Here is an 18797-nt window from a genome sequence, read left to right as displayed (position 1 = left end):
CACAGTCCGTTCGTCCTCCGTAAGGAGCGAGCATCATGACGGTTCCCCATCCCGCCTCTCATGTGTTCGAGAGGCTCGAGTCCGAGGTCCGCAGTTACTGCCGGGGCTGGCCCACGGTATTCGACCGTGCGCACGGCAGCCGCATGTACGACGAGGACGATCGTCCCTATCTGGACTTCTTCTCCGGTGCCGGGACACTCAACTACGGGCACAACAACCCGGTACTCAAGCGCGCGCTTCTCAACTACATCGAACGTGACGGTGTCACCCACGCCCTCGACATGTCGACGGCCGCGAAGCGCACATTCCTGGAAACCTTCCAGGAGACCGTGCTGGAGCCGCGCGGCCTGCCGTACAAGGTGATGTTCCCGGGACCCGCCGGCACCAACGCCGTGGAGGCCGCCCTGAAACTGGCCCGCAAGGTGAAGGGCAGGGAAGCCGTCGTCTTCTTCACCAACGCCTTCCACGGCATGTCACTGGGCTCCCTCGCCGTCACCGGCAACGCCTTCAAGCGTGCGGGCGCGGGAATCCCCCTGGTGCACGCCACCCCCATGCCGTACGACGAACGGCCGGACGGTGGGGACCTGGCGTTCCGCTGGTTCGACCGGTTGCTGGCCGGCGAGGGCTCCGGACTGGATGCCCCGGCGGCCGTGATCGTGGAAACCGTGCAGGGCGAGGGCGGGATCAATGTGGCCCGGGCCGAGTGGCTGCGCGACCTCGCCGAACTGTGCAGGCGCCGGGACATGCTGCTGATCGTCGACGACATCCAGATGGGGTGTGGCCGCACCGGCGCGTTCTTCTCCTTCGAGGAGGCCGGCATCACCCCGGACATCGTGACGCTCTCGAAGTCCGTCAGCGGATACGGACTGCCGATGGCGCTGACCCTGTTCCGTTTTGAGCTGGACATCTGGCAGCCCGGCGAACACAACGGCACCTTCCGCGGCTTCAACCCGGCCTTCGTCACCGCCACCGCCGCGCTGGAGGAGTACTGGCGCGACGGCCGGCTGGAAAAGCAGACCCTGGCCCGCGGGGACCAGATCGAGCAGGCGCTGCGGACCGTCGCCGCCGACCGGCCGGATCCCGTGCCCGAGGTGCGAGGTCGTGGGCTTGCGTGGGGCATGGAGTTTGCCGATCCGTCGCGGGCCACCGCCGTGTGTGCCCGTGCCTTCGAACTGGGCCTGCTGCTGGAGACATCCGGCCCGCAGGACGAAGTCGTCAAGCTGTTCCCGCCGTTGACCATCGACGACCAGGAACTGGAGGAAGGGCTCGCGCTGTTCGGTCGCGCGGTGCGGGAGACCGAACGGCCGCCACGGTAAGCCGGCCCTCGCTGAGGACACGAACGTCCCGCGCGGCCGTGGGCGCGCCCCGGGCAGAGAGGTGGGATCCATCGTGATCATCCGTTCCCTGAAGGAGATCGAGGACACCGTCCGACACGTCAGGGCCACGTCCGGCACCTGGGAAAGCAAACGGCTCGTCCTGTCCCGGGAGCAGGTCGGCTTCTCCCTGCACGAGACGACGCTCTACGCCGGTACGCAGACGACGATGTGGTACGCCCACCACGTCGAGGCCGTGCTCTGCGTCGAGGGCGAGGCCGAGCTGACCGACGAGGAGACCGGCGAGAAGCACTGGATCACGCCGGGAACGATGTACCTGCTGGACGGCCACGAGCGGCACACCATGCGGCCCAAGACCGACTTCCGCTGCGTGTGCGTTTTCAACCCGCCCCTGACCGGTCGGGAGGATCACGACGCCGACGGTGCCTACCCTCCCCCGGAGCCGAGTGCCTGAGGGGACCCACAACCGAGGGACAACGGAATCGACGAGGCGCGAGGACAGCCATGACGACGACGCACAACCACCGCCCGACCACCGACCTGTACCCGACCCGCGGCACGACCGAGGCGATGATGCCGCGTCGTGACCCCGTGGTGTGGTCGGCACCCGACGCGCCCGGCCCCCTTGGACGGGCCGGGCTGACGGACTTCGAACGCACCGGCTTCACGACCGTCGACGCACTGCTGAACCCGGACGAGGTGGCCCTGTTCCACGCTGAGCTGGACAGGCTGGTCCGGGACCCGGCTGTCCGCTCCGACGAACGCGCCGTCGTCGAGCCCACGTCCCGCGACATCCGATCGGTGTTCGAAGTGCACCGGATCAGCGAGGTGTTCGCCTCCCTCGTGCGGGACGAGCGCGTGGTGGGAGCAGCCCGCCAGATCCTCGGCTCGGACGTGTACGTCCACCAGTCCCGCATCAACGTCAAACCCGGCTTCGGGGCGAGCGGCTTCTACTGGCACTCGGACTTCGAGACCTGGCACGCCGAGGACGGCCTCCCCCGCATGCGCGCCGTGTCGGTGTCGATCGCGCTCACCGACAACCACACCACCAACGGAAGCCTGATGATCATCCCTGGCTCGCACAGGACGTTCCTGAGCTGCGCGGGCGCCACGCCCCGGGACAACTACAAGGAGTCACTACGGATGCAGGAAGCGGGGACGCCGTCGAACGAGGCCATCACCGCGCTGTCCGAACCGAACGGCATCCGGCTGATCACCGGCCGCTCCGGCTCCGCGACCTGGTTCGACTGCAACTGCATGCACGGCTCCGGCGACAACATCACACCGTACCCGCGCAGCAACGTGTTCATCGTGTTCAACAGCGTCGAGAACACGGCGGGCGAACCCTTCGCGGCACCGGCACGCCGACCCGCGTTCGTCGGAGCGCGGGACTTCACCCCGGTGAGGTGAAGGCCATGGGCGTGACCGGAGACCACCATGCCTGATGCCCGACGGAACGGGGAACCCACGCCCGGTGCACATCCGCCGCCCGATCTGCTGTACGTACCCGTCCGGCCGCAACGCCGCTGCTACGTGACGTGCTTCTTCCGCACTCCCAGCGGTCGCCATACCGCCGTCGCCTTCACCTCCTGCGCGCGTTTGCTGGCGACCCTCGGTCAGGACCACCCGTGGATCAGACTGTCCGTCACCGCGCTCCGCGCTCTCACCGCGCCCCTCGGGTGCACCACGATCACCGTCGATCCGGAGGTGGCGGTCCGCCCGGGCGCCTCCCGCAGAACCCGTTCGGGCCCCGGTGCAAGCCTGCTGCCGGGGACACGGGCGAACCGATGACGGGACACCGCCCTCGCGTGGCGAGCGGCCACCGGGCGACGAGCGCAGCCGGACAGGCCGGCTGCCACTCGGAAAGGAGCACGACATGGCGGTCTGCGAGGTCTGCGGAAACGACTACGCCCTGTCCTTTGAGGTACACACGGCCGGTGACGGGGTGCACACCTTCGACAGCATCGAATGTGCCGCCCACCGGCTGGCGCCGATCTGCGACAACTGCCAGTGCAAGGTCCTCGGGCACGGGCACCAGGTCGACGGGCGGTTCTTCTGCTGCGCCCACTGTGCCCGGGCACGCGGTTACGAGGCCCTCACGGACAACGCGTGACAGGGGGCAGGTCGAGGCGCCGACGACGACGGCCGCGGGCGCTCCCCCAGGGCGGTGCCCGGGCAACTGGTGGTCGACGGCCGGCCGGGTAGATTCTGTGCCCAGGGGCGTTCCGGCGGGCGGCCGTCCCGCAGTGGGCGAAGGCCTGCTGCATGAAAGCTCTGTTGAGGGCGACCGCGAGGAGGCGGGTGGTCGCCGAGGCGACGAGCGAGCCGGACGGCCTCCTCGGCGGCGCGTTCGGCGCGCAGCCACCCCGGCTCGGTAACGCGGAGTTCCCGAAGGCCGCGGCCCGCTTGGACGCCGCCCAGCACGACCTGCTCGCCTTCACCGCCTGCCCGCGGGAGATCTGGCAGCAGATCTGGTCGAACAACCCGCAGGAGCAGCGGTTGAACAAGAGCATCCTCCCCCACGGCTGCGCTGCGAGAGGTGCCTCCAGCCGCACCGAAGTGGTCGGCATCTTCCCCGACCGCACCGCCGTCATCCGGCTCGTCGGGTCGGTCCTGGCCGAGCAGAACGACGAGTGGACCGAAACCCGCCGCCACGTGGGACGCGGCTCGAACTCCTCGAGGCATCATCACCGAGTGGCCGTCGCCCGGCGCACTTGATCGCGTACGAGTTGGTTAGGGCCGGGCTGCTGGCGAAAGGCTTTCGGCCCGCTCGGGCGCATGCCCAGCCTCCGCCGGTGTGGGCGGCTGTGCACGGCCCTGATGAAGAGGGGAACGCGGGGTATCCGGAGGCGACGACGCTGTCCCGACTCACCTTTCGAGGAGGTCTGCGCTGTGCTCTCGCTCAAGCGCTTACTCGACCGCAGTCTGACCGCGCAGGCGACTCTGGTCTTCCTGCTGGGACTGGGCACTACGGCCCTGCTCCGCAGGGACGAGCACCCTGCTGTCTGGGTACTCCAGAGCGCTCTCTACACCGGGGTCGCCGTCGCGGTCCTGGCCGTTCAGCGCCGCCGGGCCGCCCGAGCCGTGGGCACCGACGCGGGCGGACTCGCCGATCTGAACCGGAAGATCCGACACCACGAGGTGCCGGGCGCCCCCGAGGAACAGGCAGCCATGCGGCGGCTGGTCACCGAGCAGCTCGGGCAGATGGAGCGGGCAGGCAAGTGGCTGCCGTACTGGCTCGGCGCCATGGGCCTCGTCGCGGTCGGCCTGCTCGTCCTGGGGGCCATCAGCGGGGCCCTGCTCCTCCCCCTTCTGTTCGCCCTCGGCATGGTCGCACTGTGCTCCTGGGTCCTGTGGATACGCCGCCGCTCCCTGGACCGCCTCCGCTGGATGCGCCAGACCCTGCAACAGGAGTGAGAAGCCGGAAGGGGCGGGGATGGTGGGCAAGTCCCCGCCCTCAGCGGCATTCCGGGCTCCCCGGACCCGGCCGGGGCGGTGGGTGTATGGCCCGTCATGAGGCGCCCGCCCCGGCGCGGCCGAACGAGCGGCGGGAGTGACTTCGCCTGCAGAGACAGCCGCGCCGGCATGGGGAACAACACCGGCGTGAACGCCAACTCCCCCTGGTGCACGAGATGAAACCGTGTGTCAGTGGAAGACGCACAAGCACGCTGTTCTCGCGCACGCCCGTCGCCGCGTCAACGTCCTGTTCGCCATGTTCCGTGACCGGCAGTGCTATCAACCCCCAACTCCCGTCGATACTGCGGCTTGACAACAACATGAGAAGGTGTCACCGGCTCCGGAGACAGACCACTGATTAGGGGCATGACCACCGGCTTCTTCGCAGGCCGGGAGGCTCTTCGTGATGTGGATGTGGCGATCAGTGCCGTGGCAAGGCCGGATGAGTACGACCGGAGTACACCGCACGTGATCGATACCGGCGACATCGACGTCTACCTCGGCTTGGACGTAGGCAAGGGCGAACACCACGCGACCGCGCTCACCCCGGCCGGGAAGAAGACCTTCGGCCGCCGCCCGCCCAACAGCGGACCCAAGCTCCGCGAGGTCTTCGCCCCCCGGCTGCAGGCCAAGCACGGCACCGTGCTCGTCATCGTCGACCAGGCCGCCTCCATCGGCGCCCTGCCCCTTGCCGTCGCCCGGGACGCAGGCTGCCAGGTCGCCTACCTGCCCGGACTGACCATGCGCAGGATCGCCGACCACTATCCCGGCGAGGCCAAGACCGACGCGAAGGACGCCGCCGTCATCGCGGACGCCGCCCGCACCATGCCCCACACCCTGCGCACCCTCGACCTGGCCAACGAGGTCACCGCGGAGCTGACCATGCTCGTCGGCTTCGACCAGGACCCCGCCGACGAGGCCAACCGCACCTCCGACCGCATCCGCGCCATGCTCACCCAGTGCCACCCCAGCCGCGAACGCGTCCTGAGCCCCCGCCTGGACCACCAGGCCGTCACTTGGCGCCCGGAGCGCCACGGATCCCCGCAATCTCTGGCGAAAGCGGGCCGCCGCAGGCTCACCGGCACTCTCGACGTGATCGTCCCGTCGCCGGCGAAGTCGCTGGCCGCCGTCCGCGAACAACGCAGGGCGCTGGAGGCCCGGATCGAAGCCCTGCTGGAGGCCCACCCTCTTTCCCAGATCCTGACCTCGATGCCCGGCACCGGCGTCAGGACCGCCGCAGCCCTCCTGACCTCCGTCGGCGACGGCAGCTCCTTCCTGAGCGCCGCCCACCTGGCCTCCTACGCCGGCCTCGCCCCGGCAACCCGGCAGTCCGACACCTCGGTCCACAGCGAGCACGCCCCCAGAGGGGCAACCGGCAACTGAAACGGGCAATGTTACTTTCCGCGTTCGCAGCCCTCCACGACCCCGCCTCCCGCACCTACTACGACCGCTGCCGAGCCCGCGGCAAAACCCACACCCAGGCACTCCTCCGCCTCGCCCGCCACCGCACCAGCGTCCTGTTCACCATGCTCCGCGACGGAACCTTCTACGAACCGAGAAGCCCCCTGGGCCAAGGGGCTGCCCGGGTGATACGGCCGCACGTCGGCCGGCCCCGGCCGAGGTGGGACCGGCGTGGCTTCGGCGGCCCGCATGCGTTTTCTCATCGCTCCACGGCGCGGCCGATGAGTTTGCGGCCCCCGGCCGGTCCAAGCTCGTGACATCTAGGAAAGGACACCGCCATGTCGGAGCTTCTCGTCGACTTCATCACCACCCTCGACGGCTACGCGTCGGGACAGGGATGGCCCGGGTTCTGGGGTCTCGAGGGCCCGGAGTACCTCGCATGGCTCGGCGAGCAGCCCGAGGCCACCTACCTGATGGGAGCGAACACCTACCGCCTGATGTCGGGCTTCGCCGCGGGCGAGGTCCCGGAAGGCCAGGACGAGTTCAGGCCCGAAGAAGAGGCGTCCGTCGACGAACTCACGCAGGCGTCCAAGGTGGTGTTCTCCTCCTCACTGAAGGAGCCGCTGACGTGGGCCAACTCCACGCTCATCCGCGACGACGCCGTCGAGACGGTCCGCGCCATGAAGTCCAGTGGCTCGGGGCTCCTCAGCACGATCGGCAGCCTCAGCCTGTCGCGGTCCCTGCTTCGAGCCGGACTCGTCGACCGCTTCCGCGTCGTGATGTTCCCCGTGATCACCGGTGCCACGGGTGAGGAACGCATCTACGACGGTTACCCGGACGTCGCCCTCGAGATGACCGAGCACCGCACCTTCGACGGCCGCATCCAGCTCGTCGAGTACAAGCCCCGCGTACTCGAGCACCCGCCGCTCGGCACCCCCGCGTGACGTCGACCCCGCCGACAGACACGCGCGGGCTGGCCTGTGCGCTCCACAGCGGCAATACCCTGCCGACGGACTGGCTTCGGCCACCTTCCGCGGGGACGCTGTCAGTGGCCGGTCGACGTCGAGATCCGGGCGAGGAGGGTCCTCGCCGGCTCCGGGTGAGCGCGCAGCCGTCTCCGCGACCAAGGCGCGAGCGGTTCGTTGCTCAGCCGGGGCGCGGGTGGCGCCTCGAACTCGGTCGTCGGGGGTGATCGAGTTTCACCGACACGATCGCGGTCAGGGCCGCGCCGAGCTGGGCGGGGGTGAAGCCCGACCGCCCAGGTGCAGCTCGCGCGTCGGCGCACCCACGTCACCGGGCGGCTTCCCTTGGCGAACGACCGTGCTGCACTACATCGACACCCGCCCCGGGCCGGTCGCCCGCCGCAGCTGGCCTGACACCTCTGCAGCCCGTCGACAGCAGGGCGGTCGGTGCCTGCGCACAGTCGCGAATCTGATCATAACGGTCCTGTACGGTGCCGCTCATGATGGAACTTCAGGCAGCCGTGGCCGGTGGCCGGGTCGCGGTGCAGGCGGCTCGCTTGGTGCAGTCGACGGCGTCTCCGTACGTGACGGTCCGGTACGGGCGGCGGGAGGACCGGGCGGCGGCGTACGACGAGTTGCTGTTGGCGTGTACGCGGTGTGCGGGGGCGGCCGACGGCACGGGTGTGGAAGACGTATGGGCGGCGGTGCAGGCGGTTGCCATGCGGGCTCGTCAGCCGGTGGTGCGAGAAGCGCAGAAGCTGGCGACGGCGGCGCTGACGATCGCCGCCCCCGACCGGGCCGGACTGGTGCGGTACCAGCCGACGCCGCGTGAGCTGCTGGAGCGGCAGGGCTGGGAACCGTACGGGATGGAAGAGAACCTGCGATGGGCCGTCGAGGACTTCGTGCGGGTGGCGCGCGCTGACCTCGACAGGCACTGGTGGAACGTGCCGGTGTGGGTGTGGCGGGATGTGCAGCGCTGGTGGGCATTCCGGTCGGCGGAGCGGCGCTACTTCGCCGAGGAGGAGCGCGAGATCGCGGCGTGGGCGGGGGATGAGGTCCGCGAGGGCCGCCCACACGCACTGAGTTGGCGGTGGTGGGGCCGCTGAGCCTGGCGGCGGGGCGCGGCCGCCGTGCGAGCACGGGGCCGAACACGACAGCGATCGGTCCTACTGCGCGTGCGGCAGTCAATGAGGACAGGCCGCAGGCGAGAGCCGACAGGCCTGCTCGACTGGCGACAGCCTGCAGCACGGCCACTGTCGACGTCCGCAGAAGGTGAACCTGTCGATAGGCACCGCCGAATGGTCACTGTCGTGTTCCGAACGGCCCGTCAAACATCCCGGTCGCGGTGGGAAACCAGGTTCGTCATCCCGCCACCGGACAGCGCCTGTCCGGATGCTGTTCGCCGCAATCCCGGGGTAGCGTCCCTGTCATGGTTCTTCACACCACCATTGAGCGCGCTCAACGCCTCAAGCAGCTGCATGCCCAGTACAAGCCGCTCGTGTTGCCGACCGTTTGGGACGTCTGGTCCGCGCGCACGGCCGTCGCCGCCGGCTTCCCCGCACTCACGGTCGGAAGCCATCCCCTCGCCGACTCCCGGGGAGCCGAGGACCATGAGGGGCAGACCTTCGAGGAGGTACTCGCCGCCGTCAAGCCGATCATCACGGCGGTCGACGTCCCTGTGTCCGTGGACCTGGAGGCCGGATACGGGCAGAAGCCCGCGGATCTCGTCGCCGGGCTCATCGAGGTCGGCGGCGTCGGTCTCAATATCGAAGACACCGTCCACTCGGACGGTGGCCGCGTACGCAGCACGCAGGAGCACGCGAGCTACGTCGCCGGCCTGCGCACGGCGGCCGACGACGCAGGTGTCCCGGTCTGGGTGAACGGGCGCACCGACCTCTTCCTGCACGCGCAGGATGCCTCCGCCGTCCGCGGAGAGGCGATCGAGCGACTGCGGGCCCTGGAAGAGGCCGGCGCCGACAGTCTTTACCCGGTGGGTATCCAGGACGATGACGACCTGCTCGCGGCGGTGACCGGCGCCGTCACCGTGCCTGTGAACTCCACGGCCCATCCCGTCCGGCACGATCTTGAGCGCTTCCGCCGCCTCGGCGTAGGCCGGATCACCTACGGTCCGCTGCTACAACTCGCCATGGCGGACACGATGCAGGACATGCTCAAGCCGTGGACACCCTGAGGAGTTGACCGGACGACGAGGCTGGCCAATGGTGTCCCTCTGCTCACCGCGGAGACGACGCGCCTCTGCGGAATCCAGTCGCACTCGACGGGCAGCCCCGAACGGCCGTGGCCGGCCTTCGGGGCTGTACGGTCCCACTGTGCCGTGAGCCCAGGGCCGGAGATCCTGCGGCACTGCGTCCGACGAGACCATGCCTGTCGTCGGCTGTCGAGTGGCCGGAACGGTTTGAATGAGGGCATCGTGAGAGGTCAGCCCGTCGACTACGGACGCGCAGAGCCGTGGGTCGGTGAAGTTCCAGCCTTCTGAGGAAAGCGTTCGGTACGGCCGCCGCCTGGGCAGAGGACCGATCAAGGCCGAGGTTCCCCGAGCTCCTCCAGCAGAGTCAGAGCGATCTGCCATTCGTCGTGGGCCAGGTAGTCCCAGACGTCCCGCACCGACACGTCGTTATCGGCAGCGACCGCCTCCGGAACCAGCAGGGAAGCCGATTCGAGCAGCTCGGTGACATCCATGCGTTTCATTGTCGACCACCGGGCAGGGTCAACCTGGGGCGTGGCCGGGGCACTTATTACTGGGAGCCCGCCACCTGTGTGGCTTCCCGACCATGCACCCGCGTCTCACGTCCCGGTGACTCCGTCGATCTGCTCGCGGATGAGGTCGGCATGACCGTTGTGACGGGCGTACTCCTCGATCATGTGCACGAGGATCCAGCGCAGGGAGACGCCCTGATCGCCGACGTGGCCCGCTTGCTGCTCGGAGAGACGGCCTGCGTCGTCCAGCGACGCGTCAGCGATCAGCTCACGGCCTCGGGCGATCTCCGCTTGCCACGCAGCGATCGCCTCGCTGGGTCCTCGTCCCGGATGAAGGGCGAAGCCGTCGGCGTTGCTCTCTCCGAAGACCGGTGGCACCTCCTGCTTCGCGAACACACGCTGGAACCAGTTGCGCTCCACCTCAGCCATGTGCTGTAGGAGTCCCAGCAGCGTCATCGATGAGGGTGGCGCCGCAGCAAGCCGTAATTGGTCATCTACGAGGCCCGAGCATTTCAGGGCGAGCGTCGCGCGGTGAAAGTCCAACCACGCTGTCAGCATGGTGCGCTCGTCGGCGTGCGGGGGCGGGATGAATCGTCCATCCGGTGTCGTCTTCATGGACACACCCTGCCAGCATCAGTCTTGGCACACGGGAGTTTCGCCGGCGACGAACGCGTCTTGCCCATTCTGACGGAAGAGCTGATACCGGGGCGGTCGCTCGTGCCGAGGTGATCTCCACGGGCCGAGGACACTGTCCTGGCATACGCGCTCTGCGTAGCGAGCACGGTCGTCGTCTGTACGCCGGTGCACATCGTGCGGTCTTGAGATCGCGCGTGCTCGGGTCCGTGGCGTGGGTGTGCCTCCTCCTCACCGGCAATGGCGGGGCAGGAGGAGGCGGTTGGCGCGGGCCGTCATGGTGTGGCGGCGGCAGCAGCGGGTCAGCGAGCACCCTTGAGGCGGCCTGCGAGCGCGCTGAGGGCTCGGCGTAGCCTTCCCCTCGCAGATGGCCGGCTGGTTGCGACGCGGCCTGTGGTCCGCTGCTGGCTGCCCACTGCCTCCTCACGTGCTCGAGCGAAGTAGTCGGCGCTGCTCTCGTGGCCCTTCATCCAGTCGTGGCCCGAGTTCGACTTCACCTGGTCGAACGCGCTGATCATTTCACTCGAGGATGCGATCTTTGGCTTGCTCATCTAAACCCCTGCCCCCTGAGGGTCTTCCGTCGGAAACTTCTTACGATGTCTCTACGGCAGAGAAGGTCTGCCCGTCTCAGATACGCCCAAACGTGCTCGTGGCCTATTCGGGGGCGGGTAGGATGGTCGGCTCATCGGCGGGCCCGGGGCTCGTCCTTTGGCCGTTGATGCGAATGGGAGTACGATGCGCGATGCGTGAAATGCTGAGAAGATTCGCGATGCCGTAGAATTTGCGGTAGTTCCCGTCCAGCATGTCCCCGGGTTTTGGAGCGGGAATGTCTCCGGGGTTGAGGGTCTGGATCACGAGAAGTCCGAGAGGTTCGGAGCCAGCACGCACGGGCAAGAAGAGTGCTGTCTTATATCCGGTCGTCAGGCGGATCCGGTCCCCGCCCTCCAAATGGATATCATCGATGTCCGGGACATATTTGGGCCTGCCGGTCCGCGACTTGGCCAGGAAAACCATGTAGGCGCCGTTGTCATCTGCCTCGGAGTACGTCCTGGGCAGGTTGCTGCCGTCACCGGACGGCGCCACCCGGATCAACTCCTTGTGATCCGAACTGAGTTCATAGAAGGCACAGAGAGCCTCGGGGCAGACCATCTGACCTCCCGTGTCCATCAGGCTTGTCAAGATCTCCTTGCGGATGACCTCGCGTTCCTGCTCTTCCTTGAAGAGCTTGCCCAGCCATTCGGTCACTGGTTGGACACCTGCATCGAAGACCGCGGCCCGTTCCAGTTCCTTGTGGGCCGCTGCCAGCTCTTCCGCAAGCTCCTTCTTTTCCTTATCGGCCCGCGCGTCACTCGTCATTTTCCAGTAAGAAACGCCGGCAATGGAGACGACACCGGCGAGTATGGGCCACCATACGACCTTGCCGGTGGCCAATGCACCGCACACCAGCGAGGCGATGGCAGGAATCGCCAAGATCATCACCGTACGCAAGCGCCCAAGTATGCCGTTCCCCGAGGTCATACTGCTCCCTTCGAAAATGCGAGCACAGTAGAAAGTGGGAGTAGTATGTACGCTGCGGCCCAGCCGAAAAATAGCATGTCACTCGATAGGGTGAATATGTATGACGCATATGCGGGTTGCGTTGCAGCGCAAGGGGGCGCACTATCCAAAAAATTCACTACCGTAGCCGCCAGGTAAAACCTGGCGCTCGGCGGCCGTACCTGCTCCACGCCCGTCCGCTCACAGTCCCGTTCGGGATGATGACGGATGCCGACTCCTTCGCCGGACTCCACCATCCGCTGTGAAGAGGAACTGATCAACCCCCTCTCCGCGTCGTGATCTTCATGGAGCGGAGTGGGAGCACGATGGGTGAGGATCCGACATGGGGGGAGCTGCTGCTGGGATTCGCCCTCGCAGCCACCGTCCCCATCGTCATCGGAGGGACGGTGCTCGTTTCCCTGGTCGGGCTGACGGTGTGGGCCACGGCAGCGCTGCGACGGCGCCGCCGCTCAGGCTGACCAAGGTCACCATGCCGTGGCGCCGAGTCTGGTCACGACGTGACGGCGCGGTTGGGTTGAAGCAGGAGAAGGGCGGTGTCGTCCGTGTGGTGGTTGGTGCGGCCCGAATAGCGGACGAGGGCGTCCACGAGTTCGTGAAGGGGGGAGCCACCGAGCTCGCCGAGGTGGCGGGCGAGGTTGGCGGTGGTCTCGGCGACGTCGACGCCCGGGGTTTCCACGAGGCCGTCGGTGTAGAGGGCGAGGAGGGATGCCATGGGGAAGGGCACCGTGCTGACCGGGTAGGAGGGGGTCCCGACGCCGAGTCCGAGAGGGGGCCCGGGACAGATGTCCAGGAGGTGGGCCCGGTTGTCGGGGAGTCGCAGGAGCGGGGGCGGGTGTCCGGCACTGGTGATGGTGACCCGCTGACGGGCCAGGTCCAGATGAGCGTAGAGACAGGTGACGAAGCGGTCGGCGCCGAGGTCGGCGAGGTCGCGGTCGGTGCGCGTGAGGACCTGGTCGGGAGCGGCTCCGGCCGTGGCATGGGAGTGGACGGCCATGCGGACTTGGCCCATGAGGGCAGCTGCCGTCATGTCGTGCCCCTGTACGTCTCCGATGATCGCTGCCACGGTGGTGTCGGTGAGTCGGATGAGGTCGTAGAAGTCGCCGCCGATGTCCATGCCGTGGCTGGCGGGAAGGTATCGGGCGGCGACATCGAGGCCGGCCACGGTCGGCAGGGTTCGGGGCAGGAGGGCTTGCTGAAGGGTGTGGGCGAGGCTGTGCTTGGTCTCGTAGAGGTGCGCGCGGTCCAGTGCCTGGGCGACGAGGCCGGCCAGCGGAGTCAGGATCGAGCGTTCGGCAACGGTGAACGCGTGCGGGTGGTTGTAGGAGAGGAGAAGGCAGCCGAGAGGGCGTCCAGAACTGATCAGCGGCAGGAAGGCCCACGACTGCTTGCCACTCACCTGCGGCACCTCGGGGTAGAGGCGGGTCAGTTCGCTGCGGTCGGCAAAGAAGGATGCTGCACCGCTCGCCAGTGCCCGGCCGGCCGGCGTCAGATCCGCGGCTGCGGGAAGACCGTCCAGTTGCTCGATGACATCAGGCGTATAGCCGCGGTGCCCGATGATGCGGATGCGGTTGCCCTCCACGGTGGACATGATCATCCCGTGGGCGTCGAAGGCAGGCAGGATCTGTTCGGCGACCAGATCCACGACGTCCTGGACGCCGAGGGTCTCGGTCAGGGCCGCGGCAAGCACCATCAGCAGGTGGATCCGACTCTCCGCCGGAGGGCCCGCAGAGGGCGGCTGCACGGCGACCGGCTTCGAGGCGCGGTCCGGTGTGATCACGATACTCATGCCGTTGTCGTTGGCGTGGAGGCGGAAGTCGAGCCACTGCTCCGGTGGGCGCAAGACGGTCAGCGCGAGCATCTCCTGGCTGCTCACAGCCAAGCGGTACGTATCCATATATGCGGTGTTGTCCAGCCAGGGCAGTGACTGCCAAGGCAGGGTTCCCAGTAGTTGCTCGGCCGGCCTGGCCAGCAGAGTGGCGGCCGCAGCGTTCACCAGGGTGATACGCCCTTCGAGGTCCAGGGCGAGGGTGCCGAAGGGAAGGCGTTCCACCAGGTCGAGAGCTGCGACCCCGGACCGTGACTGTGGCTCTGCGGAGTGGTGAGGAGGGACGAACCGCGGGCGGTCCGGGATGACCGGAGGGTCAGCCGCTTCATCGAGGGTCCGGGCAATGGTTTGGGCACTGAGTGTGATGAGGCTGCGCTCATGCCGGTTGAGGATGGCAGAACGGCCCGGAGTCCAGGTCAGAAACAGGACACCCCGGCAGTGCCGAACACCTGTGAGCGGGACCACCGCCAACGCGCATTCGAACGGAATGGCCGCTGCCGCTCGCGGATAGGTGTGAGCCAGCTCCTCCAGAGAGCTCACCCAGACGAACCGCTCTTCACGAATCGCATCCTGGCTGGGGCCGCGAATGGCAAAGAGAACCCGCCACCACGGTGCGAAAGCGTCGACCGATACCCCGCACAGTGCGATCAGTCCCAGCACGGTTTCAGTCGGGTCCAGCACATAGACTCCGCCGAATCTGGCGCCCGCGCTGCCCACCGCCGACGCCAACGCCTCAGCGAGCGGATCGCCCTCGGCCGGCCTCTCACCCGTGCGGGCCCCACTCATGCAGCGCAACACCTCACGCCCATGTCCGGAACCTAACCCCACACGAGGGCCACGGCATGTGGATCAACCTGTTGGCGTCCCCTTCTCGTACATGAGGCCATGCCCCTGGCGGATCAAAAGGCGGGCGGGACAGGGGGCAACGCCCCTTCGCCTCTATCAGGACGCCACCATCAAGGCCAGGGAAGCGACCGCGGTGGCCAGGTAGAAGCCGGGAAACGCGAGGTTGGAGAGCACGCGAGCGTGCAGGTGGAAGGCCAGCGCGCCCACGTAGAGCAGGACGAGACCGCAGGCTGCGGCGACGCCGAGAGGGCGCAGTGCGGCATCGGTGAGGCCGAGGAGGAGGCCGGCCGCACCGGCCAGCTTGAGGGTGGCCAGCCACGGGAGCCAGGATCGTGGGACGCCCACCTGAGCTGAGTTGGCGAGCACGAAGCGCGCCCCGGCGAGGTCGGCGGCGGCGATTCCGACGTTGACGGCGGCGGTGAGCAGGGTGACGACGAGGAGCGCGAGCTGGGTACCGGTCATGCCTTCAGGGTCCGCAGGCGCCTTGGCGCCGTCCAATACCTGCTTCTATAACCTTGCGGCATGGACGTGGATACACGCTTGCTTCGGTACTTCGCCGCGGTGGCGGAGGAGGGCAGCTTGACCGGTGCCGCGAAGAGACTGTTCGTCTCGCAGCCTGCGCTGACCAAGCAGATCCGGCGCCTGGAGGATGATCTCGGAGTGCGGCTCTTCGCTCGGTCGCGGTCGGGGATGGCGTTGACCGAGGCCGGCTGTGAGCTTGCCTCGCGGGTGCCGGCACTGTTGGACGGCTGGGACGAGGCGGTGTGGGCGACCGGGCGGGGGGCGCGGGTGCTGCGCCTCGGCTTTCTGGACGCGGGTGCGGTGGGAGCCGTCCCCGAGGTCATCGCCGCGTTCCGCCGCGCGCAGCCGGAGTGGCGGGTGGAACTGCGGCAGTTCGACTGGTCGGACCCGAGTGCCGGCCTGGCCCGTGGGGAGGTTGATGCCGCGGTGGTGCGGTTGCCGTTTCCGGGGCAGGAAAGCTTCGCCGTGCGGGAGTTGTTCGCTGAGGACCGTGGGGTGTTGCTGCCGGCTCGGCATCCGCTGGCGGACAGCGAGACGGTGGAGTTCTGCGAGCTGTGGGACGAGCCGTTCGTCGCGGCCGGGGCCGAGACCGGGGCCTGGAGGGAACATTGGCTGGCGGCGGAGGAGCGGGACGGGCACCCCGTCCGGATCGGTGCCGTCACCAGCCGTCCCGACGAGTGGCTCGGAGCGGTGGCCGGCGGCTGCGTGGCGCTGGCCCCGGCGTCGGTGGCTCACTTCTACGCGCACCCGGGTGTGGTGTTCCGTCCGGTCCGCCGGGTCTCCCCGAGCCGGGTGGGGCTGGCCCGGTCTCGGCGGCGGGCGCACGGGGCGGTGCTCGATGAACTGTTCCAGGCCGTCGTGCGGCGGCTGAGTCGGAGATGAGAGCGGGGTCGACGGACCACGGTGTGCTGCTCGGCCGGGGCGGCACTACTTCCACATAGAATCAAAAGTGTGTTCGACGACCTCCCGCCCGACCTCGACCGCCTGCACACTCTGCGGGTCTGGCACACCATGTGGCTGCAGCGCATCGACGCCAAGATCGACGCCCTCACCAGGCGGCAGGCGGAGGAGGAGCACGGGCGCCGCAGCCGGCCGTTGCCGCCGGAGTGGATCGCCGAACTCGGCATCGGCGACCGGCGCCCGCCCCTGCAGATTCACGCAGGCGACTGCTATATGGCCGGCAAGCGGCGCCGCCCCGTCGACCGGGACGAAGCCCGCCGCCTGCTCGCCGCGGGACTCAAAGCCTGCGGGCACTGCCGGCCCGACAGCGCGCTCGGCATCACCGAGTTATCCGGCCCCTCCCGGCCACGGCCGTCTGTGCGGCACGGATAACCTGCGCGAATGACACGGATGGAGCGGGCCGCCGGCGTGATCGTTGGTGCAGCGGTGGGTGACGCCCTGGGCGGCCCCTTCGAGTTCGGTCCCCAGGGAGCCTTCTCCGCGCGGTTCCCCGCCCCTGGCGCCGGTGGAGAGATGTGCGGAGGCGGTGGCTGGGACCCCGGCGAGGCGACCGACGACACGCAGATGGCCGTCCTGGTCGCGGAGTCCCTGCTCGAGCGGGGCGGACTGGACCTGCCGGACATCTTCGCCCGATTCCAGCGGTGGGCAGCGGCAGACCCCAAGGACATCGGCCTGCAGACCGAAGACGTCCTGACCAACGGCATGCCCTGGGATCTCGCCGCCGCGACTCATTTCCAGGTCAACCGACGAGCAGCTGGGAACGGCTCCCTGATGCGGGCATCGACCTCCGCAGTCCACTTCGCCGCCGCCGGCCGAGAAACAACGATGGACGCCGCCCGGCGCATCGCCGCCCTCACCCACGGCGACCGCGCGGCGTGGGAAGGCACCGCGATCTTCCACGAACTCATCCGCGTCACGCTCGAAGGCACCGACCCCCTCACCGCGCTCCCAGACATCCTGCCCCACGTCCACCCCGACCACCGCAGCCGCTACGTCACCGTCCTCGCAGCCGACTGGCACCCCGATCGGGCGACGGAGTTCAACGGTGCCATCTGGCCCTGCCTGGGCTCCGCCGTCTGGGCCCTACGGAACACCGCCGGCTTCGAAGACGCGATACGCGCGGCGATCGATCTCGGGGGTGACACCGACACCGTCGCCGCGGTGACCGGAGGCCTGGCGGGGGCCTATTACGGGCTGGATGCCATCCCAGGCCGCTGGACCCAGCCGCTCCATGTCCCCCTCCCAGGATTCGACGGAAGGGTGCTGCACCTGGCGGACCTGCTCCACCTTGCACACCGGCTCGGAGGCTGAGCACCCCGCAGTCACCTGACCGGTGAACTCCGCGACCGTGTTCGGCCGCACGGGCTTCGCTCCGAGCACGCCGGAAGTTCTCGGTGACAGGACTCTCGGGACAAGTGCGAGTCTCCTTCTCCCAAATGCCGATCGAGAATAATGCGATGACGCGCGACGACGCGCTCAAGCACCTCAGCCACATCGCTCGCGAGAGGGCATTCGGCAGACATGCGGGGTCCAACCGGCTCATCCAGGCAGGGCTGGACGCGCTGATCGCCGGGGGCGAGAGTCCCTCCCTCGCCATGCTGGCCGGCCTCCACCGGAGCGAGGAGCCCGAGGCGGGCGAGGAATACCTCGTGCACCCTGGCTTCCAGAGCATGCTGGACGTACTTGTCGACGCGTGGCTGGATCCCGGTCTCGGCCTGTCGGCCTGTCCCGCACCGGGCGGCCTTCTGCCGGAGTCGGAGTCGGAGTCGGAGTCGGACGAGAGTGACAAGTTCATGTGGAGCACCACTTGAGAGTGGCCGCAGGGGTGGGGCGTTGCCGTGGCAAGCCGTGGCGGAGTTTGGTGGCACTACGGAGGCGGGGCCGTGCAGTTCCTCGTTGAACTGTGCGACCACAGCCTGGAAGGGTGGGGCTTGCGCACTTTCGCCCCCAGGTGACGCCCTGCTGAGCTCCCGCCGGAAACGCTGCTGGCGGAACGGACGCCGGTGGCGGACGAGGGCTGCGGCTGTACCGAAGGAGCTCGGGTCTCTCGGACGGCGGAACTATGCTGAGCCCACGTTCGCACTATCGGGGAGAGGCATGACGAGTAGGTTCACCGAGTTGGTCGTTGACTGCCACGATCCGGAGAGGCTCGCGGCCTTCTGGTGTCAGGTCCTGGAGTTCAACGTGATCGACCGGAGTGAGGGCAAGGTCGAGATCGGCTCCTGGGTGCCGACCGTCGAGGACGTCCGGGCCCGCCAGATGCCGCCCACCTTGGTGTTCATCCGTGTGCCCGAGGGAAAGACCATCAAGAACCGGCTTCATCTCGACGTCAGCCCGATCGACGGCAGCACGGAGGACGAGGTGACCAGGCTGCTCGGTCTCGGCGCCACCAAGACGGACGTGGGTCAGGGCCCGGACCGGAACTGGGTGGTAATGGCCGACCCCGAAGGCAACGAGTTCGACGTCCTGCGCACTCTGGCACCGCGGAACTAGTGTCCTGAGTCGGGAATTCGCTTCGTAAGTCAGTGCTGGTTCGGCATGATGGCCGGGTGGCGAGGACGGGACGGCCGAAGGCCGAGCTGG

Annotated in this window: 20 protein-coding genes and 2 pseudogenes; 17 read left to right on the top strand and 5 right to left on the bottom strand. The window is 68.3% G+C overall.

All coding sequences use genetic code 11. From position 1 onward, the window contains the following. Positions 1-35: 35 nt before the first annotated feature. The 11 genes and pseudogenes from ectB (at position 36) to ACZ44S_RS37655 (ending at position 9344) form a co-directional block, all read left to right on the top strand. Complete coding sequence (gene ectB, locus ACZ44S_RS37705) at positions 36-1316, top strand: diaminobutyrate--2-oxoglutarate transaminase (RefSeq protein ID WP_466937738.1); 1281 nt, start codon at positions 36-38, stop codon at positions 1314-1316. A 73-nt stretch (positions 1317-1389) separates the two neighbouring features. Then, positions 1390-1788 carry an ectoine synthase gene (locus ACZ44S_RS37700; RefSeq protein WP_466937736.1) on the top strand — a complete coding sequence of 133 codons (399 nt, stop codon included), beginning with the start codon at positions 1390-1392 and terminating at the stop codon, positions 1786-1788. A gap of 50 nt (positions 1789-1838) precedes the next feature. After that, positions 1839-2744: an ectoine hydroxylase gene (gene thpD / locus ACZ44S_RS37695; protein WP_466937734.1), complete on the top strand. Its 906-nt coding sequence runs from the start codon at positions 1839-1841 to the stop codon at positions 2742-2744. A gap of 27 nt (positions 2745-2771) precedes the next feature. Continuing rightward, positions 2772-3125 carry an SAV_915 family protein gene (locus ACZ44S_RS37690; RefSeq protein ID WP_466937733.1) on the top strand — a complete coding sequence of 118 codons (354 nt, stop codon included), beginning with the start codon at positions 2772-2774 and terminating at the stop codon, positions 3123-3125. Between the two features lie 85 nt (positions 3126-3210). Then, on the top strand, positions 3211-3447 hold the full coding sequence (locus ACZ44S_RS37685; RefSeq protein ID WP_466937731.1) for a hypothetical protein: 237 nt from the start codon (positions 3211-3213) through the stop codon (positions 3445-3447). Positions 3448-3716: 269 nt separating this feature from the next. Then, positions 3717-3995, top strand: a pseudogene (locus ACZ44S_RS37680) (transposase); the annotation flags it as partial. Positions 3996-4226: 231 nt separating this feature from the next. Next, positions 4227-4751, top strand: coding sequence for a hypothetical protein (locus ACZ44S_RS37675; protein ID WP_466937729.1), 525 nt, complete (start codon positions 4227-4229; stop codon positions 4749-4751). A 507-nt stretch (positions 4752-5258) separates the two neighbouring features. After that, positions 5259-6355 (top strand): annotated as a pseudogene (locus tag ACZ44S_RS37670) (IS110 family RNA-guided transposase); the annotation flags it as partial. A 174-nt stretch (positions 6356-6529) separates the two neighbouring features. Further along, positions 6530-7135 (top strand): dihydrofolate reductase family protein, encoded by a 606-nt coding sequence (locus ACZ44S_RS37665; protein WP_466937728.1) that lies wholly within the window; start codon positions 6530-6532, stop codon positions 7133-7135. Positions 7136-7653: 518 nt separating this feature from the next. Next, positions 7654-8259 (top strand): hypothetical protein, encoded by a 606-nt coding sequence (locus tag ACZ44S_RS37660; protein ID WP_466937727.1) that lies wholly within the window; start codon positions 7654-7656, stop codon positions 8257-8259. Positions 8260-8582: 323 nt separating this feature from the next. Then, positions 8583-9344, top strand: coding sequence for an isocitrate lyase/PEP mutase family protein (locus ACZ44S_RS37655; RefSeq protein WP_466937724.1), 762 nt, complete (start codon positions 8583-8585; stop codon positions 9342-9344). Between the two features lie 347 nt (positions 9345-9691). On the opposite strand, the gene ACZ44S_RS37650 is transcribed toward ACZ44S_RS37655, so the two are convergent. From ACZ44S_RS37650 to ACZ44S_RS37640, 3 genes are all read right to left on the bottom strand, one after another. Continuing rightward, on the bottom strand, positions 9692-9853 hold the full coding sequence (locus ACZ44S_RS37650) for a hypothetical protein (protein ID WP_466937722.1): 162 nt from the start codon (positions 9851-9853) through the stop codon (positions 9692-9694). Positions 9854-9958: 105 nt separating this feature from the next. Beyond that, positions 9959-10486: a DinB family protein gene (locus tag ACZ44S_RS37645; RefSeq protein WP_466937720.1), complete on the bottom strand. Its 528-nt coding sequence runs from the start codon at positions 10484-10486 to the stop codon at positions 9959-9961. A 672-nt stretch (positions 10487-11158) separates the two neighbouring features. Beyond that, complete coding sequence (locus tag ACZ44S_RS37640; protein WP_466937717.1) at positions 11159-11974, bottom strand: hypothetical protein; 816 nt, start codon at positions 11972-11974, stop codon at positions 11159-11161. Positions 11975-12366: 392 nt separating this feature from the next. Between ACZ44S_RS37640 and ACZ44S_RS37635 the strand changes: the two genes are divergently transcribed. Beyond that, complete coding sequence (locus tag ACZ44S_RS37635; RefSeq protein WP_466937716.1) at positions 12367-12519, top strand: hypothetical protein; 153 nt, start codon at positions 12367-12369, stop codon at positions 12517-12519. Positions 12520-12551: 32 nt separating this feature from the next. Here the strand turns inward: ACZ44S_RS37635 and ACZ44S_RS37630 are convergent, their stop codons facing one another. Next, positions 12552-14672, bottom strand: coding sequence for a SpoIIE family protein phosphatase (locus tag ACZ44S_RS37630; RefSeq protein WP_466937770.1), 2121 nt, complete (start codon positions 14670-14672; stop codon positions 12552-12554). A gap of 156 nt (positions 14673-14828) precedes the next feature. Continuing rightward, positions 14829-15194 carry a DoxX family protein gene (locus tag ACZ44S_RS37625; protein WP_466937714.1) on the bottom strand — a complete coding sequence of 122 codons (366 nt, stop codon included), beginning with the start codon at positions 15192-15194 and terminating at the stop codon, positions 14829-14831. Positions 15195-15254: 60 nt separating this feature from the next. Here ACZ44S_RS37625 and ACZ44S_RS37620 point away from each other — a divergent pair, with 60 nt between their 5' ends. The 5 genes from ACZ44S_RS37620 (at position 15255) to ACZ44S_RS37600 (ending at position 18707) form a co-directional block, all read left to right on the top strand. After that, positions 15255-16136: a LysR family transcriptional regulator gene (locus tag ACZ44S_RS37620; RefSeq protein ID WP_466937712.1), complete on the top strand. Its 882-nt coding sequence runs from the start codon at positions 15255-15257 to the stop codon at positions 16134-16136. A gap of 69 nt (positions 16137-16205) precedes the next feature. Beyond that, positions 16206-16586 (top strand): DUF6233 domain-containing protein, encoded by a 381-nt coding sequence (locus ACZ44S_RS37615; protein WP_466937709.1) that lies wholly within the window; start codon positions 16206-16208, stop codon positions 16584-16586. Positions 16587-16595: 9 nt separating this feature from the next. Further along, on the top strand, positions 16596-17525 hold the full coding sequence (locus tag ACZ44S_RS37610) for an ADP-ribosylglycohydrolase family protein (RefSeq protein ID WP_466937706.1): 930 nt from the start codon (positions 16596-16598) through the stop codon (positions 17523-17525). A 146-nt stretch (positions 17526-17671) separates the two neighbouring features. Further along, positions 17672-18025 (top strand): hypothetical protein, encoded by a 354-nt coding sequence (locus ACZ44S_RS37605; protein WP_466937703.1) that lies wholly within the window; start codon positions 17672-17674, stop codon positions 18023-18025. A gap of 286 nt (positions 18026-18311) precedes the next feature. After that, positions 18312-18707 (top strand): VOC family protein, encoded by a 396-nt coding sequence (locus ACZ44S_RS37600; protein WP_466937701.1) that lies wholly within the window; start codon positions 18312-18314, stop codon positions 18705-18707. The last annotated feature ends 90 nt before the right edge of the window (positions 18708-18797 follow it).

Source organism: Streptomyces malachitofuscus, from assembly GCF_055571035.1.
This window is presented reverse-complemented; position numbering and strand designations above follow the sequence as displayed.

Bases quoted from the DNA above. Each gene is read 5' to 3' on its own strand.
- ectB (WP_466937738.1), top strand. From the start codon at position 36: ATGACGGTTCCCCATCCCGCCTCTCATGTGTTCGAGAGGCTCGAGTCC.
- ACZ44S_RS37630 (WP_466937770.1), bottom strand. From the start codon at position 14,672: ATGAGTGGGGCCCGCACGGGTGAGAGGCCGGCCGAGGGCGATCCGCTC.
- ACZ44S_RS37665 (WP_466937728.1), top strand. From the start codon at position 6,530: ATGTCGGAGCTTCTCGTCGACTTCATCACCACCCTCGACGGCTACGCG.
- ACZ44S_RS37685 (WP_466937731.1), top strand. From the start codon at position 3,211: ATGGCGGTCTGCGAGGTCTGCGGAAACGACTACGCCCTGTCCTTTGAG.
- ACZ44S_RS37645 (WP_466937720.1), bottom strand. From the start codon at position 10,486: ATGAAGACGACACCGGATGGACGATTCATCCCGCCCCCGCACGCCGAC.
- ACZ44S_RS37660 (WP_466937727.1), top strand. From the start codon at position 7,654: ATGATGGAACTTCAGGCAGCCGTGGCCGGTGGCCGGGTCGCGGTGCAG.
- ACZ44S_RS37635 (WP_466937716.1), top strand. From the start codon at position 12,367: ATGGGTGAGGATCCGACATGGGGGGAGCTGCTGCTGGGATTCGCCCTC.
- ACZ44S_RS37605 (WP_466937703.1), top strand. From the start codon at position 17,672: ATGACGCGCGACGACGCGCTCAAGCACCTCAGCCACATCGCTCGCGAG.
- ACZ44S_RS37600 (WP_466937701.1), top strand. From the start codon at position 18,312: ATGACGAGTAGGTTCACCGAGTTGGTCGTTGACTGCCACGATCCGGAG.
- ACZ44S_RS37655 (WP_466937724.1), top strand. From the start codon at position 8,583: ATGGTTCTTCACACCACCATTGAGCGCGCTCAACGCCTCAAGCAGCTG.
- ACZ44S_RS37610 (WP_466937706.1), top strand. From the start codon at position 16,596: ATGACACGGATGGAGCGGGCCGCCGGCGTGATCGTTGGTGCAGCGGTG.
- ACZ44S_RS37625 (WP_466937714.1), bottom strand. From the start codon at position 15,194: ATGACCGGTACCCAGCTCGCGCTCCTCGTCGTCACCCTGCTCACCGCC.
- ACZ44S_RS37620 (WP_466937712.1), top strand. From the start codon at position 15,255: ATGGACGTGGATACACGCTTGCTTCGGTACTTCGCCGCGGTGGCGGAG.
- ACZ44S_RS37690 (WP_466937733.1), top strand. From the start codon at position 2,772: ATGCCTGATGCCCGACGGAACGGGGAACCCACGCCCGGTGCACATCCG.
- ACZ44S_RS37650 (WP_466937722.1), bottom strand. From the start codon at position 9,853: ATGGATGTCACCGAGCTGCTCGAATCGGCTTCCCTGCTGGTTCCGGAG.
- thpD (WP_466937734.1), top strand. From the start codon at position 1,839: ATGACGACGACGCACAACCACCGCCCGACCACCGACCTGTACCCGACC.